The organism is Aminobacter aganoensis, from assembly GCF_014206975.1.
In the GTDB taxonomy this organism is placed as follows: domain Bacteria; phylum Pseudomonadota; class Alphaproteobacteria; order Rhizobiales; family Rhizobiaceae; genus Aminobacter; species Aminobacter aganoensis.
In genome coordinates, this window is sequence record NZ_JACHOU010000027.1 from 40,082 (window position 1) to 54,920 (window position 14,839).

The following is a 14,839-nucleotide window of genomic DNA, read 5'->3' on the forward strand; positions in this document are numbered from 1 at the left end:
CAACACAAAGAGAATCTGATGAGGCCACAACAGCAGAACAGGCGCATGCGCGGTCGCAATAACAACAATAATAACAATAACAACAACAATAATAACAACAGCAACCGCAAGGGTCCCAACCCGCTTACGCGCAACTACGAGAGCAACGGTCCGGACGTGAAGATCCGTGGCTCCGCGCAGCAGATCGCCGAAAAATACGCCACGCTGGCGCGCGACGCGCAAAGCTCTGGCGATCGCGTGATGGCCGAAAACTACCTGCAGCACGCAGAGCACTACAACCGCATCATCGCTGCCGCCATGGCGCAGATGCCGATCCAGCACCAGCAGCAGAGCCGCGACGAGTTCGACGGCGACATGGATGACGAGCGCGACGAGGAGAACGTTGGCAACAACGTCGCCGAGGCATCGGTCCAGCAACCGCAGCAGGAGCCTGTCGTCAACGGCACCGGCCCGCAGCCGGAAATCGAAGGCACGCCCGCCGAGGTCGCCCTCAATCCAGAAGCAGCCGGCGAAGGCCAGCCGCGCGAAGGTCGCCGCGAGCGCCGCCCGCGCCATGAAGGCCGCCGTCCTCGCCAGCCCGACCAGCAGGCCGAGGCCGCTCAGGCCGACGCTCCGCAGGTCGAAGCTGCTGCCGTCGAGCAGCCGCAGCCGGAAGCCGCGGTCGCCGAGGCGGCGCCCGCCGCTGAAGCCGCCGAAGGCGAGGTCGCCGCAGCACCGCGTCGTGGCCGTCGGCCGCGCCGTGGCGAGCGCAGCGCCACTGCGCCGGAAGGCGAGGCCGCTGCCGACGCACCGGCGCCCGAAGGCGGACTGGCCGTCGTCGAGAGCTGATCGGCACTCCGGCATCGTCGGAGCATCGCGAGAGACACCGAGCGGCGGGGGCCAAAATCCCCCGCCGCTTTTTTTGTTTTTTGACTTCGATCAAGACGCCTTGAGGGATATCGTCCTACTCACCATATCACGCTCAGTTGGGTCCGGCCCGTTTGGGCGGATCCGTCACCTTGAGCCAGACCGGTGCCGCCAAGCGGGCCGGGTACGGAATGGAGACATTGAATGAACCCTGAAAAGTATTCCGAGCGCGTCCGCGGTTTCATCCAGTCGGCGCAGACGATGGCGCTTTCGCGCAGTCACCAGCAGTTCACCCCCGAGCACATCCTGAAAGTCCTCATCGACGACGAGGAAGGCCTTGCCGCGTCGCTCGTCGAGCGCGCCGGTGGCCGTGCCCGCGACGTCAAGCTGGGCGTCGAGGCAGCCCTCGATGCGCTGCCCAAGGTCGAGGGCGGCAACGGCCAGCTCTATATGGCCCAGCCGCTTGCCAAGGTGTTTTCGACTGCCGAAGACCTGGCCAAGAAGGCCGGCGACAGCTTCGTCACCGTCGAGCGGCTGTTGACGGCGCTTGCCGTCGAGAAGTCGGCCAAGACCGCCGAGATCCTGGCCAAGGCCGGCGTCACCGCGCAGGCGCTGAACCAGGCGATCAACGACATCCGCAAGGGACGCACCGCCGACTCGGCAAGTGCCGAGCAGGGTTATGACGCCTTGAAGAAATATGCTCGCGACCTGACCGCCGATGCGCGTGCCGGCAAGCTCGATCCGGTCATCGGCCGTGACGACGAGATCCGCCGCACCATCCAGGTTCTGTCACGCCGCACCAAGAACAATCCGGTGCTGATCGGCGAGCCCGGCGTCGGCAAGACCGCGATCGCCGAAGGCCTGGCGCTGCGTATCGTCAATGGCGACGTGCCGGAATCGCTGAAGGACAAGCAGCTGATGGCGCTCGACATGGGCGCGCTGATCGCCGGCGCCAAATATCGCGGCGAGTTCGAGGAGCGGCTGAAGGCCGTTCTCTCCGAGGTCACCGCGGCTGCCGGCGGCATCATCCTGTTCATTGACGAGATGCACACGCTCGTCGGCGCCGGCAAGGCCGACGGCGCGATGGATGCGTCCAATCTGCTGAAGCCTGCGCTGGCCCGTGGCGAGCTGCACTGCGTCGGCGCCACCACGCTCGATGAGTATCGCAAGCATGTCGAAAAAGACGCTGCCCTTGCCCGCCGCTTCCAGCCGGTCTTCGTCGAGGAGCCGACGGTCGAGGACACCATCTCGATCCTGCGTGGCCTGAAGGAAAAGTACGAGCAGCACCACAAGGTGCGTATCTCGGACTCGGCGCTGGTCGCCGCCGCGACGCTGTCCAACCGCTACATCACCGACCGCTTCCTGCCCGACAAGGCGATCGACCTCGTCGACGAGGCCGGCTCGCGGCTGCGCATGCAGATCGATTCCAAGCCGGAAGCGCTCGATGAGATCGACCGCCGCATCATGCAGCTCAAGATCGAGCGCGAGGCGCTGAAGCTCGAGAAGGACGACGCCTCGCGTGACCGTCTCGACAGGCTCGAAAAGGAGCTTGCCGGGCTCGAGGAAGAGTCGACCCGCGTGACCAGCCAGTGGATGGCCGAGAAGGAAAAGCTCGGCCTTGCCGCCGACCTGAAGGGTCAGCTCGAGGAAGCCCGCAACGAACTCGCCATCGCCCAGCGCAAGGGCGAGTTCCAGAAGGCGGGCGAGCTTGCCTATGGCCGCATCCCCGAGCTTGAAAAGAAGCTCGTCGAGGCCGAGGCGCTCGAAGGCCGCGGCACGATGGTCGAGGAGACCGTCACGCCCGACCATGTCGGTCATGTCGTCTCGCGCTGGACCGGCATTCCGGTCGACAAGATGCTCGAAGGCGAGCGCGAGAAGCTGTTGCGCATGGAAGACGAGATCGGCGTCCGCGTCGTCGGCCAGGGCGAGGCGGTGCAGGCGGTGTCCAAGGCGGTGCGGCGTGCCCGCGCCGGCCTGCAGGACCCGAACCGGCCGATCGGCTCGTTCATGTTCCTCGGCCCGACGGGCGTCGGCAAGACCGAGCTCACCAAGGCGCTCGCCGACTATCTGTTCGATGACGAGCACGCGCTGGTGCGCATCGACATGTCGGAGTTCATGGAAAAGCACTCGGTCGCCCGGCTGATCGGCGCCCCTCCCGGCTATGTCGGCTACGAGGAAGGCGGCACGCTGACCGAAGCCGTCCGCCGCAGGCCCTACCAGGTGATCCTGTTCGACGAGATCGAAAAGGCGCACCCGGATGTCTTCAACGTGCTGCTGCAGGTGCTCGACGACGGCCGCCTGACCGATGGCCAGGGCCGCACCGTCGACTTCCGCAACACGCTGATCATCATGACGTCGAACCTCGGTGCCGAATATCTGGTGGCGCTGGGCGAGGGCGAGGATGTCGACCAGGTCCGCGACGAAGTCATGGGCGTGGTAAAGGCGTCGTTCCGGCCGGAATTCCTGAACCGCATCGACGAGGTCATCCTGTTCCATCGCCTGCGCCAGCAGGACATGGGCAAGATCGTCGCGATCCAGCTCCAGCGGCTGGAAAAGCTGCTCGCCGACCGCAAGATCACGCTCGACCTTGCGCCCGACGCGATCGAGTGGCTGGCGCACAAGGGCTACGATCCGGCCTACGGTGCCCGCCCGCTCAAGCGCGTCATGCAGAAGGAGCTGCAGGACCCGCTGGCCGAGAAGATCCTCGGCGGCGAGATCCTCGACGGCTCGACCGTCAAGATCACCTCAGGCTCGGACCGGCTCAATTTCCGCTCCAAGCCGACCGTGGTGACGGAAGAGGCTGCGTAAGGCTCGTCATGGGCGTCGAACTTGGCTTCGACCCCCACTCCGTCTCGGCTCGCCTCGACACCTCCCCCCCCGTCGAACGGGGGAGAGGTGCCTCGCACAGCGAGGCGGAGTGGGGGTCGACAGACTTGGTCTCGACACACCGAGGGGGAGCATGACGCTCGACGACTACAACAACTTCTGCGCCTCGCTGCCGCACACGACCCATGTCGTGCAGTGGGGCGGGGCGCATGTCTGGAAGGTTGGCGGCAAGGTGTTTGCCATCGGCGGCTGGAACGATCGGGCGGGGCTTTCCGTCTCGTTCAAGGTCTCGGAAATGGCCTTCGACGTCCTCAAGGAGCAGCCCGGGCTGCGTCCCGCGCCCTATCTCGCCTCGCGCGGCATGAAATGGATCCAGCGCCAGACGGGCGAGAGCATGGATGACCAGGCACTGCGCGACTACATCGGCGAAAGCCACCGGCTGATCGCGGTGAAGCTTCCCAAGGCAATCCGCCAGCAGCTCGGACTGCCGGCCTAGAACCATGCCCGCCCTTCGCGGCCGCCCAGGATGGCCGCAAATGCCTGCAAAGCGGCCATTTTCATGCCCTGTTCATGTTGGAAGGGTTAGCAGATCGTTATTGGATGTCGGTGGACAACAGTGATTCCACCGGGACCGCCTTGGCGGCGGTCGAGATTCGGAGAGATTTGGCGACCATGTTGCGCAAGATCGTTGTGCTTTCTGCCATGGCCACCGGCCTGTCGGCGCTGCAGGCCATAGCCGCGGTGTCGCCCACGGGCGAGCCCGCGCCGCGTCGCGAGGCCGCCGACGCGCAGGTCATCCGCCTCGCCCAGAGCGAAGACGTCGAGATCTTCTACGACGGCCGCGGCAACCGGGTGCTGGTCGATCCCTACACCGGCAAGGTCATCGCCGTGCAGCCGCCGGAGACGCGGCTCAACCGCCAGGCGCTGCGCCGCGAGTTGCGCCGGCAGGAGCTTCGCCGCGACTACCGCGAGGGCGACGTGCTGATCGGCCCGGCCGACGACGGCTACTATTCCGACGACGCGCCCGCCATTCCGGCCGACCCGAACGGCGGCGACGACTATTACGACGACCCCAACGCCTTCCCCGAGGCGCCCGGCGGTTCGCGGGTCGTTGCGCGCGAGCCGTTGCAGAGCCCGGACGACCAGCCGGCGCTGCCTTCGACGCCGCGCATCACCGAACAACCGCTCGAACCGTCGATTGCGGTCAAGGGCCGCGAGGATGTCGCCGCGCTGCAGATCCTGCTCGACCGTGCCGGCGCCTCGCCCGGCGTCATCGACGGGCGCTTCGGCTCGAATGTCGACAAGGCGCTGGCCGCCTACAACGAACTGACCGGCACCAGCCTGAAATCGACCGACGCCGAAGGCATCAAGCAGGCCCTGGCCGAGACGGGCGGCGATGCCTTCGGTTCCTACACCATCACGCCCGAAGATGCCGCCGGCCCGTTCGTCGCCTCGGTTCCGGCCGACTACAGCGAAAAGGCCAAGCTCGAGCGCATGAGCTTCACCTCGGTCACCGAAATGCTGGCCGAGCGTTTCCACATGGACGAGAATTACCTCAAGGCGATCAACCCGGAGGCTAATTTCAACCGTCCCGGCACCATCGTGAAGGTCGCCAATTTCGGCAAGCTGGTGAACAAGCCGGTCGCGCGCATCATCGCCGACAAGAGCCTGAAGCAGGTGCGCGCCTACAATGCCGAGGGCCAGCTGGTCGCCGCCTATCCTGCCACCATCGGGTCGAGCGACACGCCGTCGCCGACCGGCATCCACGCGGTGTCGCGGGTCGCGCTCGATCCCAACTACACCTACAATCCCAAGATCAATTTCAAGCAAGGCGAGAACGACAAGGTCCTGACCATCCCGCCGGGACCCAACGGCCCGGTCGGCTCGGTCTGGATCGCCCTCGACAAGCCGACCTACGGCATCCATGGCACGCCCGACCCGTCCAAGATCGGCAAGACCGAAAGCCATGGCTGCGTGCGCCTGACCAACTGGGACGCGCGCGAGCTCGCCAAGATCGTCAAGTCGGGCGTGCCGGTCGAATTCATGGAGTGAGGCCAGCCACGGCCGAGCTTGGATTCCCCATCGTCAACCTGTAGCCTGAAGGCGCAGGCTGGGTGCAGAGGGAGCCGGGGGCATGCGACTATCCGCAGACTGGTTTTGTCGCCGCTGGGAGAGCTGGATCGTTCTCTCGGCCATCGCCCTTGCGCCGATCCCGGCCCTGGCCCAGGCGATTACCCCGGAACAGGTCACTGCCGCGCTGTCGAAACTCGAGCAGCAGGCCGAAGCCGTCATCGCCGATGGCGGCGTGCCGGCTCTCGCCATCGGCGTCGTGCATGACGACGAGGTCGTCTACCTCAAGGGGTTCGGGCTGCGCGAGAAAGGCAAGCCCGAGACGGTCGACGCCGACACCGTCTTCCAGATCGCCTCGCTGTCCAAGCCGGTTTCCTCCACCGTCGTGGCGGCGCTGGTCAGCGAAGGCCTGGTTTTCTGGGATTCGAAGATCGTCGACCTCGATCCGGCCTTTCGGCTTGCCGATCCTTATCCGACCGCCGAGCTGACCATTCGCGACCTGTTCGCCCATCGCAGCGGGCTGCCCGGAACGGCCGGCGACGACCTCGAGGAGATAGGCTACGACCGCGCGGAGATCCTGCGGCGCCTGCGGTTCGTTGCGCCGTCGTCGAGCTTTCGCGCCGGCTATTCCTACAGCAATTTCGGCCTGACGGAAGGCGCGGTCGCGGCGGCGAAAGCGACGGGCAAGTCGTGGGAGGACGTCGCCGAGGACAAGCTCTATCGCCCGCTCGGAATGACGTCGACCAGTTCCCGTCATGCGGATTTCCTCAAGCAGGCGAACCGCGCCTCGCTCCACGTCAGGGTCGACGGCGCCTGGGCGGCAAAAGTCGAGCGCCAGCCGGACGCGCAGGCGCCGGCCGGCGGCATCAGTTCGACCGTGCGCGATCTGGCGCAGTGGGTTCGTCTCGAACTCGGCAACGGGGTTTTCGGCGGAAAGACGCTGATCGCGGCCGATGCGCTGGCCCAGACCCATGTCCCGCTGATGACCCGCGGCAAAAACCCCGTCACGGGCGGGGCTTCGTTCTATGGCCTCGGCTGGAACGTCGAGTTCGGCCGCCATGGCCTGAGCTGGGGCCACGCCGGCGCCTTCAGCATCGGTGCCCGCAGCCTGGTCACGCTCTTTCCGGAACAGAAGCTCGGCATCGTGATCCTCGTCAACGCCTTTCCCACAGGTGTGCCCGAGGGATTGTCCGACAGTTTCGCCGATCTCGTCTTTGACGGAAGGGTCGACACCGACTGGGTGAAGGCGTGGAACACGGTGTTCGAAGGCCTGTTCGGCCCGGCTGTCGCCGCAGCCAAGGCAACGTATGCGGCACCGCCGTCGCCGGCGACGCCGGCCTTGCCGAGCGACGCCTATGCCGGCCGCTATTCCAACGATTTCATCGGCGACGCAGTGGTTTCGGGCACCGAGAATGGCCTTGTGCTTCAGGTCGGTCCGGATGGCGCCCGATCCTACCCGCTGACGCATTTCGACCGCGACCTTTTCCTGGCTTTCACCTCTCCCGAGATGCCCGACATGCCTTCCGCGGTCCGCTTCGCCATCGGGCCTGACGGAAAGGCGTCGGCGGTCACCATCGAAGCGCTCGACGACAACCAGCTTGGCACGCTGAGCCGTGCGGCCCGCTGACGCGGGAGGGGCGGGCCAGGAACGGCAAGGAACACAGGGCACCTGCATGAAGCTACGCGCCGAACGGCCCGAGGACGTCGACACCATCCGCTCGCTCACCAGCGCCGCTTTCGCGACCGCGCCTCATTCCAGCCAGACCGAGGCGGCCATCGTCGATGCCTTGCGCGATGCCGGTGCCTTGACATTGTCGCTCGTCGCCGAAGACGATGGCGAGATCGCCGGCCACGTCGCCTTCTCGCCGGTGACCGTCGACGGCGCGGATGCCGGCTGGTACGGGCTCGGCCCGGTTTCGGTGTGGCCCGACCGGCAGGGCAGGGGCATCGGCCAGGCCCTTATACGCAAGGGGCTCGACGACCTCCGTCAGCAGGGTGCCAAAGGTTGCGTGCTGATCGGCGACCCCGCCTATTATGGCCGCTTCGGTTTCGTCGCTGATCCCCGCCTGACCTATGGCGACATTCCCTCCCAATATGTCCAGCGGCTGGCTTTCGGCGATGAGCTTCTTGTCGGCGAGCTTGCCTTTCACGCAGGCTTCGACGCGAGCTGAACGCAGCGGCTGCCGGCGCAGTCAGTGCACGCCGGCACCTTCCCTTGCAACGAGCTCGACCAGCCGGTCGAACCCCGTTCCGGTGCCCGAAATGCGCGCCGCCATCGCGTCGGCAGGGCCGAGGAACGCCAGTTGCTCGGTAAATACCATCCGTGTCTGCGCCCCGTCGGGCAGAAACTCGATGGTCGCCAGCGAGGCGGAAATCCGCTTGCCGGCATGGCTCATCTCGAAGCCGTAGATGATGCGCTGGCCGGCAGCGATGTCGAAATAGTCGGCGCGAAATGTGAGCTCGGTGCCGTCTGGCATGCGCCAGCGCTTGGCCTCGATGCCGCCGACGCGGAAGTCGAAGCTGTCTTCGAGCACGGTCCAGTCGGGGTGGCAGTCGTTCCAGCGCGTTTTGCGCTCCGGCTCCGACCAGAAGCTGAAGGCATGCCTGGGGCTCGCCGGCAGGTCTCGCTCGATGACAAAGGTGGTGTGGGCGACGGATGACACGGTCATGATCGGTCTTGCTCCTCGGGTATTTCCTTCATTGCCTCGATGAGGCGGTCGAATGCCTGGTTCATTGCGGTCTGCCGCTTGCGGACCCAGTCGTCGATGGCGGCGAAGGCTGCCGGCTGCATGGTGTAAGTCCTAATCCGTCCGACCTTGCGTGACACGACGATGCCGCCATCCTCGAGCACCCTGAGATGCTTGAGCGCGGACGGCAGCCCCATGTTGGCCGGTCCTGCCAGCTCCTTGACCGTGGCCGGACCGAGGCTCAGCCGCTCGACCATGCCGCGGCGGCCGGCATCGGCAAGGGCAGTGAACATGCGGTCCAGTTGCTGGGCTTCCATCATCGGCGCTCCCCTCGGCCGTCTAGTCATGCAGAAACCTCGCCGGCATCGCCTCGCGAACGCCATGCCGGCGGCTCCAATGGTTTCTGTTCATGGAAACTATTTGGTATTGGCGGTATTGGCAAGAGAAAGTTTCCGCTGTCGGAAAGTGTGCGGCTTTGCTGCGGTTTCCCAGGCGTGGAGAGGTTCTCCACGCTTCGCGTTTTTTGATGCAACAAGATTTGCGAGTTCTCGTCAGCCGCGTTCCTTCGCACCCCCTCTGGCCTGCCGGCCATACAAGGAGGGAGATCACGCCGTCATCGGCGCTGGCCACAATCACGGGCCGTGCAAGGGCTAACTCATTGCCAGACAATCACAATCTTTGCGATGTCGCAGAGTGGGCGCCGCCGGCGACGAGACTAATCTCCCTCCTTGTGGGGGAGATGCCCGGCAGGGCAGAGGGGTGTGTGAAGGAGCTCGAGGCTGAAGACTGGCTTCGTAAAGCGCAGATCGTCTGTCACCATCTGTCACCATCCCGCGTGGATAGCCGCCCTCGTTTCTCCACCCCCTTCCAACCTCCCGTATCATTCACTTGCGATCTTCCACGGGACTCCGGTGCGCACCGGGCTACGGGGGGAAGCGCCGGTGCCGGGCTGGCAGGAGGTCGGATCTTCTGCTGGGTGATGAGCCCCCAAGCCTGGGCCTTGCTGGCGGCCTGCGGAAACCCCGCCGCCGCGAAGAGCGGGGCAAGAACACCGGGCGGGGCGCGAACGTCGCGCCACATATCAAACTATCGGAAGGCACGGCCTCGCGCCCCGCTTCCCGAACCTTTTCTCAAGCAATGGCCAGACCGGAAACGGGGCGTGGCAAAAACGGAGCGCGTGTCCTTGTTCCTCGATGTCGCCTGGCCGCCAGAATTCGTCTTCCTGGTCACTTCCCGCGCAACCATCCCGCACATAGTCTCGCGCCATGGACACCTCCGCCGCCCCGCCTGCCCAGAACAACAACCACGTCTTCTGTCCGCCCGAGGCGCGGCGCTACGTGCTTGTGTCGGCGATCCTGGCATCGAGCATGGGTTTCATCGACGGTTCGGTGGTCTCGCTCGCCATGCCGGTCATTCGCGAAGACCTCGGCGCGTCGCTGGTCGACGCGCAGTGGATCAGCAATGGCTACATGCTGTTCCTGTCGGCGCTGGTGCTGCTCGGTGGCGCGGCGGGCGACGTCTTTGGCGTGCGCAACATCTTTGCGACCGGCATCGTGCTGTTCATGCTGACGTCGGCTGCCTGCGCGCTCGCCATCGACGCCGAGATGCTGATCGTCATGCGCGCGGCGCAGGGCATAGGTGCGGCGCTGATGGTGCCGGGGAGCCTCGCCATCATCGCCAAATCCTATCCAACGCAGACGCGCGGCAAGGCCATCGGCCAGTGGGCGGCATTCTCCTCGCTGACCACCGCAATGGGACCTTTCGTCGGCGGCATGGTGCTGTCGTTCGGCGCCGAATGGATGTGGCGCCTGATCTTCGCCATCAACGTGCCGATCGGGCTGATCGCGCTGACCATGCTGCTGACCAAGGTGCCGCGCGACCGGCCGTCATCGAAGCGGCGGCTCGACATCGCCGGCGCGATTCTCGCGACCGCCGGCCTCGGCCTGATGGCCTGGGGGCTGACGGCCTTCGGCCTGCCCGTCGAGGCGCGGGCCGTCTCGCCCTGGGCCTGGATCGTCGGCGGTGCGGCGGTCTTCGCCGTCTTCATCCTGTGGGAACACCGCGCCCGCGCGCCGATGGTGAAGCTCGAGCTGTTTGCCTCGCGGGCCTTCACCGGCGCCAATCTCTATACGCTGATCCTGTTCTTCGCCTTCAACGCGGTCCTGTTCTTCCTGCCGATGACGGTCGCCTCGGGTTGGGGCGCCAAGGAATGGGAGGCAAGCCTGCTGTTCCTGCCGCTGTCCCTGTTCATCGCCGGTCTGTCGAGCTATTCGGGGCGGCTTTCCGACGCCATCGGGCCGCGTTGGCCACTGACCGTGGGGGCGGCCATCGTCGGCATCTCCTATCTCGGCCTCGCCTTGACCATGCCGCTGATGATGCTGTGGCAGGTGACGTTCCCGATCCTGCTGCTCAAGGGGCTCGGCATGGCGATCGTCGTTTCGCCGGTCTCGGCAGCGGTGATGCGGGCGACACCCGAAGAAGACACCGGCCTCGCTTCGGGTATCAACAATGCGCTGGCCCGCGCTGCCGGGCTGATGGCGGTGGCGTCGCTCGGCGCGGTTGCCGGCGTCGTCTACGCCAATGTCATCGGGTCTGCCGCGCCCGGCGCGGAGTTCGGCGCCTATGTTCGCACGCCGCTCGATGCAGCGGCCGAGGTGTTGCGGGTCGCGGCCACCAACGATGCTTTTGCGGCAATCGCCGCCATCTCGGCTGCGATGTGCTTCGTTGCGTCGGCGGTCGCCTGGTTCACGCAACCGTCGTGGAAACGAAAGCCGCCGTCAGACAAGGCCGACGCCACGCCTGTGCTTGCCGATGGATAAGATCGTGTCGAAGGCTTTTAGCACCTTGTTAAAACCTTCAGGCCAGTCTCAGCCCCTGGACAAGGTGGCAACGATGTCGGCATCCGATCAGCGTCGGCAGCAGGAAACCGGCGAGTCGGCAGGTGCCCGGTCAGCCGGCACCGGCTGGCGCCGGATCGGAGCGCTTGCACCTTGGTTGCTTCTGGGCATCGTCCTGTTCGCCGTCGACATGCGCCTTGAATTGTTCGAGCGCCTCTACGAGGCGACCCGCACATACGAGGCGTGGCAACTGGACGAGGTGCTGTCGCTGCTTCTTTGCGCGGGCATCGTCGCGCTCGTCATGCTCGGCTTTCGCACCCGGCAGCTCTCCCGCGAGATCGCTCGGCGCGAAGCGGCCGAGCGTCTTGCCCATGATTCCGCCCGCCACGACCCGCTGACGGGGCTCGCCAATTCCCGCCGGTTCCGCGAGGAGATCAGGTCGACCATCAGCCACCCGGAAAAGGCCTCGTCCGGCTGTGCCGTGATCTATATCGACCTCGACGGGTTCAAGCCGGTGAACGACACGCATGGCCATGCGGCGGGCGACAGCGTGCTGGTCGAGGTGGCGCGGCGCATCGCCCAGGCAGCGCCGAAAGGGGCGACTGTGGCGCGGCTTGGCGGCGACGAATTCGGCCTGGTCGTCTCCGGCGTCGGCAACCCGGAGGCATTACTGTTCCTGAGCCAGCGGCTGCAGCGTGACATCGCCAAGCCGATCGAGATTGGTTCGCTGCTTCTGACGGTCGGCGCCACCGTCGGCATCGCCGTGTTCCCGGACGATGGCAGCGACGCCGATGCGCTGATCGTGTCGGCCGACCATGCGATGTACATCGCCAAGCGTGCGAAGAGCGACGGGCTCGGCCGCAACGGCGCCGCACGGGCAAGCGTCGCAAGCTGATCCCGCCGACAGCCGTCGGCAACATCCTGGAAAGACCTAGCCGCTGGCCTTTGCGGTGCTCGCCACCTTCAGCGAGTCCTTGTTCTCTTCCTTGAGAAGATCATCGATGCGCTCGCGCTCGAGCTTGAAGGCGGTGAGGTCCTCGCCGGTCAGCACGCGGCCGGTGGGCAGGCGCACGCGCATCGGGTCGACCTTGGTGCCGTTGACGATCAGCTCGTAGTGCAGATGCGCGCCGGTCGACAGGCCGGTGGTGCCGACATAACCGATGACCTGGCCCTGGCGGACGCGTGCGCCGGGCACGACGTTCGGCGCGATGCGGCTCTGGTGGTTGTAGGATGTCTCGTAGCCGTTGGTGTGGCGCAGGATGGTCTGCTTGCCATAGCCGCCGGCCCAGCCGGCCTTCTCGACGACGGCGTTGCCGGCGGCGATGATCGGCGTGCCTGTCGGTGCCGACCAGTCGACGCCGGTGTGCATCTTGACGTAGCCGAGGATGGGATGCTTGCGGCCGCCGAAGCCGGAGCGGTACTTGCCGTTGGGCAGCGGGTTGCGCAGCAGGAACTGGCGCGCGCTGCGGCCGTCCTCGTCGAAATAGTCGACCGCGCCGTCGCCCATCTGGAAGCGGTAGAAGTTGCGGGTGTTGCCGCCGAAATTCGCCGAGACATAAAGCAGCTCGGAATCCTCCGACGCCTTGTCGTCGCCGTCGGGCTGCGAGAAGAACACCTCGATGCGGTCGGAAGGATTGAGCCGCGACTGGAAGTCGACGTCGGACGAGAGCAGCCGGACCAGCTTCTTGGTCATGTCCTGCGACATGCCGTAGGAATAGGCGGCCCGGTAGATGCCATCATAGACAGTGGGCAGCGCGCCGCGCGACGTCGTCGGCACGGTCGGCGTGTCCTCGAAGGCGGTGGCGATCTCGGGGTTCGGCTCCGGCTCGTCGCCGGGCACGAACTGACTCTTGTCGTCGAGCGCGATGGTCAGGATGTGCTGGGTGCGGTCGTAGACGCTGGTGCGCACGATCTTGCCGACATCGCCGCGAACCTCGAGGCCGACGCGCAACACGGTGCCGGCCTTGAGCGCGGTGGCATTGAGCAGCCGCGACACCGCGTTCGCCATGCCGAGCGCGTCCTCGCCAGCATAGCCGGAATCGGCCAGCGCATCGACGATCTTGCGGTCCTTCTCGAAGGCGATGATGTCTTCTGCATAGGACAGCGTCTCGGGATCGACATCGGCGCGGCTGGCGACCGAGACGTTCTCGGGCACGATCTTGATGCCGTAGGAGCCGGCCAGCGTCTGGTCGGCGAAGGCATCGCCGAAGCGCTGCGGATCGACATAATGCAGCGAGGCAACCTGGATGTCGCCTTCTGTCAGGTCGCCGCCGGCGTCGCGGACGACCTTTTCGACCTCGTTGGCCGAAAGGGCCGAGGTCTCGTCGAAGGCCGCGGTGTCGACGGGGAAGTCGACGGTCTTGAGGCTCATCTCGCTCTCGACCTTGACGCCATAGATCTGGCCGGTCGCGGCCGTGGGTGCCGGCTGTGCCGGGCCGTCTTCGGCAAACACGGTCAGCGGATCGAAGGCGGGATAGTTGCGCGTCGTCGGGTGGCTGGCGGCCAGCGCCATCTTGATCTGCACGAAGGGCATGGTGCGGATCACGTCGCGGTCGCCCTGCTTGGTGACCATAGACACTTCCATGCGCCGGCGGTCCTTGGCCTTGGCGATCTGGCGCAACGGCGCAAGGCGCGTGGTCTTGGCCTTCTGGCCGGCATCGCCGCTGGCAAGGGTCGCGAGTTCGGCGATCTCGGGCGGGGTGGCCAGCTTCTCGCGGCCGTCGAGCGCGGCAAACAGTGCGACGCCCATCAGCACGGAGGAGGTCACGCCCGTCAGGAAGGTGCCCGACAGCCAGCGCGCCGAGACCTCGCGACGGTCCGGGGGACCGGCGCGGCCATCCGCGATCAGCGGCGGCTCATTGCCGAGCTCGGCTATGGTCTGGTCCGTATCCTGCATCCAGTACGGCTAAAATCCCCGACGCTTCGCGCCCGCTTGCTTTTAATTGCCAAGACATTTGCCTGTCATGGCGCTCCAAGTCAACGAAGCCGCATCAGCGGCGCCGCCGAACCTGCCGTCTCTCTGTACATATATGGCGCAGACAGTGCCGTTCGCGCCAGGGCCGCATCGAGACATCTGCCCGCATTGGGGCGGGAATAGGGCTCCGGGCGGGGCAGCGGGACGTTGTCCCTCTTTGTATAAGAAGAATGGACGCCGCTAGGGGGGATGGACGCGCCGCTGAGCTGGCCGGCATACTTTATACATATAGCGCCATACGGGTATCGGGTCCCGAGGCTGCGCGAACAGCTCCATGGCCGGCTGCCCGACGCGTGAATCACCAATGAATCGCCCTGTTGCCGAAAAATATGCGTCGGCTAGCTGTTCTGTTGCCCCCGATTCCGGGTGATTTGGCCATGGTTCGCGTCTTGCGTGCTGATTTGTTTGGTCTTTTCGTGCCTGGATTGAACGCCTTGCGTGGTGCAGGCGTGCTGGCCGACGGATCGAAGCAGTTATTTGCCGGACCTTACGCAGGGTCTTGTAGGTGTTTGGGCGTTTGTCGCAAAAAATTCGCAAAAGTTGGAAAAAGGTCGTTGACAGTTTGAAGGGGTGGCGACTATATACGCCTCAACAACGAG

General features: G+C 65.6%; 11 protein-coding genes. 8 read left to right on the forward strand and 3 right to left on the reverse strand.

The window, feature by feature from the left end; genetic code table 11:
• Positions 1-45: 45 nt before the first annotated feature.
• From GGR00_RS26720 to GGR00_RS26745, 6 genes are all read left to right on the forward strand, one after another.
• Positions 46-828: a DUF4167 domain-containing protein gene (locus GGR00_RS26720; protein WP_246441680.1), complete on the forward strand. Its 783-nt coding sequence runs from the start codon at positions 46-48 to the stop codon at positions 826-828.
• Between the two features lie 222 nt (positions 829-1,050).
• On the forward strand, positions 1,051-3,654 hold the full coding sequence (gene clpB / locus GGR00_RS26725; RefSeq protein ID WP_055975553.1) for an ATP-dependent chaperone ClpB: 2,604 nt from the start codon (positions 1,051-1,053) through the stop codon (positions 3,652-3,654).
• Between the two features lie 151 nt (positions 3,655-3,805).
• Positions 3,806-4,168 (forward strand): MmcQ/YjbR family DNA-binding protein, encoded by a 363-nt coding sequence (locus GGR00_RS26730; protein WP_184702428.1) that lies wholly within the window; start codon positions 3,806-3,808, stop codon positions 4,166-4,168.
• A gap of 176 nt (positions 4,169-4,344) precedes the next feature.
• On the forward strand, positions 4,345-5,724 hold the full coding sequence (locus GGR00_RS26735) for a L,D-transpeptidase family protein (protein ID WP_184702429.1): 1,380 nt from the start codon (positions 4,345-4,347) through the stop codon (positions 5,722-5,724).
• A gap of 82 nt (positions 5,725-5,806) precedes the next feature.
• A complete protein-coding gene (locus tag GGR00_RS26740) occupies positions 5,807-7,369 on the forward strand; it encodes a serine hydrolase (protein WP_184702431.1) in 1,563 nt (520 codons plus the stop codon).
• A 46-nt stretch (positions 7,370-7,415) separates the two neighbouring features.
• Positions 7,416-7,913 (forward strand): GNAT family N-acetyltransferase, encoded by a 498-nt coding sequence (locus GGR00_RS26745; protein WP_184702433.1) that lies wholly within the window; start codon positions 7,416-7,418, stop codon positions 7,911-7,913.
• Between the two features lie 21 nt (positions 7,914-7,934).
• Here GGR00_RS26745 and GGR00_RS26750 read toward each other — a convergent pair whose 3' ends face one another.
• The gene (locus GGR00_RS26750) at positions 7,935-8,411 is read right to left on the reverse strand and encodes an SRPBCC family protein (protein ID WP_184702436.1); all 477 of its coding nucleotides are present in this window, start codon (positions 8,409-8,411) and stop codon (positions 7,935-7,937) included.
• On the reverse strand, positions 8,408-8,749 hold the full coding sequence (locus GGR00_RS26755) for an ArsR/SmtB family transcription factor (protein WP_210315146.1): 342 nt from the start codon (positions 8,747-8,749) through the stop codon (positions 8,408-8,410). The genes GGR00_RS26750 and GGR00_RS26755 overlap by 4 nt, the downstream gene beginning before the upstream one ends.
• Before the next feature lie 945 nt (positions 8,750-9,694).
• Between GGR00_RS26755 and GGR00_RS26760 the strand changes: the two genes are divergently transcribed.
• Both GGR00_RS26760 and GGR00_RS26765 read left to right on the forward strand, forming a co-directional pair.
• Positions 9,695-11,248, forward strand: a complete 1,554-nt coding sequence (locus tag GGR00_RS26760) for an MFS transporter (protein ID WP_184702437.1) — start codon at positions 9,695-9,697, stop codon at positions 11,246-11,248.
• A gap of 73 nt (positions 11,249-11,321) precedes the next feature.
• Complete coding sequence (locus GGR00_RS26765) at positions 11,322-12,161, forward strand: GGDEF domain-containing protein (RefSeq protein ID WP_055975531.1); 840 nt, start codon at positions 11,322-11,324, stop codon at positions 12,159-12,161.
• A 36-nt stretch (positions 12,162-12,197) separates the two neighbouring features.
• Here GGR00_RS26765 and GGR00_RS26770 read toward each other — a convergent pair whose 3' ends face one another.
• The gene (locus tag GGR00_RS26770) at positions 12,198-14,162 is read right to left on the reverse strand and encodes a M23 family metallopeptidase (RefSeq protein WP_184702439.1); all 1,965 of its coding nucleotides are present in this window, start codon (positions 14,160-14,162) and stop codon (positions 12,198-12,200) included.
• Positions 14,163-14,839 lie beyond the last annotated feature (677 nt).

Coding starts and splice junctions, on each gene's coding strand:
- GGR00_RS26720 (WP_246441680.1), top strand. CDS start 46: ATGCGCGGTCGCAATAACAACAATAATAACAATAACAACAACAATAAT.
- clpB (WP_055975553.1), top strand. CDS start 1,051: ATGAACCCTGAAAAGTATTCCGAGCGCGTCCGCGGTTTCATCCAGTCG.
- GGR00_RS26730 (WP_184702428.1), top strand. CDS start 3,806: ATGACGCTCGACGACTACAACAACTTCTGCGCCTCGCTGCCGCACACG.
- GGR00_RS26735 (WP_184702429.1), top strand. CDS start 4,345: ATGTTGCGCAAGATCGTTGTGCTTTCTGCCATGGCCACCGGCCTGTCG.
- GGR00_RS26740 (WP_184702431.1), top strand. CDS start 5,807: ATGCGACTATCCGCAGACTGGTTTTGTCGCCGCTGGGAGAGCTGGATC.
- GGR00_RS26745 (WP_184702433.1), top strand. CDS start 7,416: ATGAAGCTACGCGCCGAACGGCCCGAGGACGTCGACACCATCCGCTCG.
- GGR00_RS26750 (WP_184702436.1), bottom strand. CDS start 8,411: ATGACCGTGTCATCCGTCGCCCACACCACCTTTGTCATCGAGCGAGAC.
- GGR00_RS26755 (WP_210315146.1), bottom strand. CDS start 8,749: ATGATGGAAGCCCAGCAACTGGACCGCATGTTCACTGCCCTTGCCGAT.
- GGR00_RS26760 (WP_184702437.1), top strand. CDS start 9,695: ATGGACACCTCCGCCGCCCCGCCTGCCCAGAACAACAACCACGTCTTC.
- GGR00_RS26765 (WP_055975531.1), top strand. CDS start 11,322: ATGTCGGCATCCGATCAGCGTCGGCAGCAGGAAACCGGCGAGTCGGCA.
- GGR00_RS26770 (WP_184702439.1), bottom strand. CDS start 14,162: ATGCAGGATACGGACCAGACCATAGCCGAGCTCGGCAATGAGCCGCCG.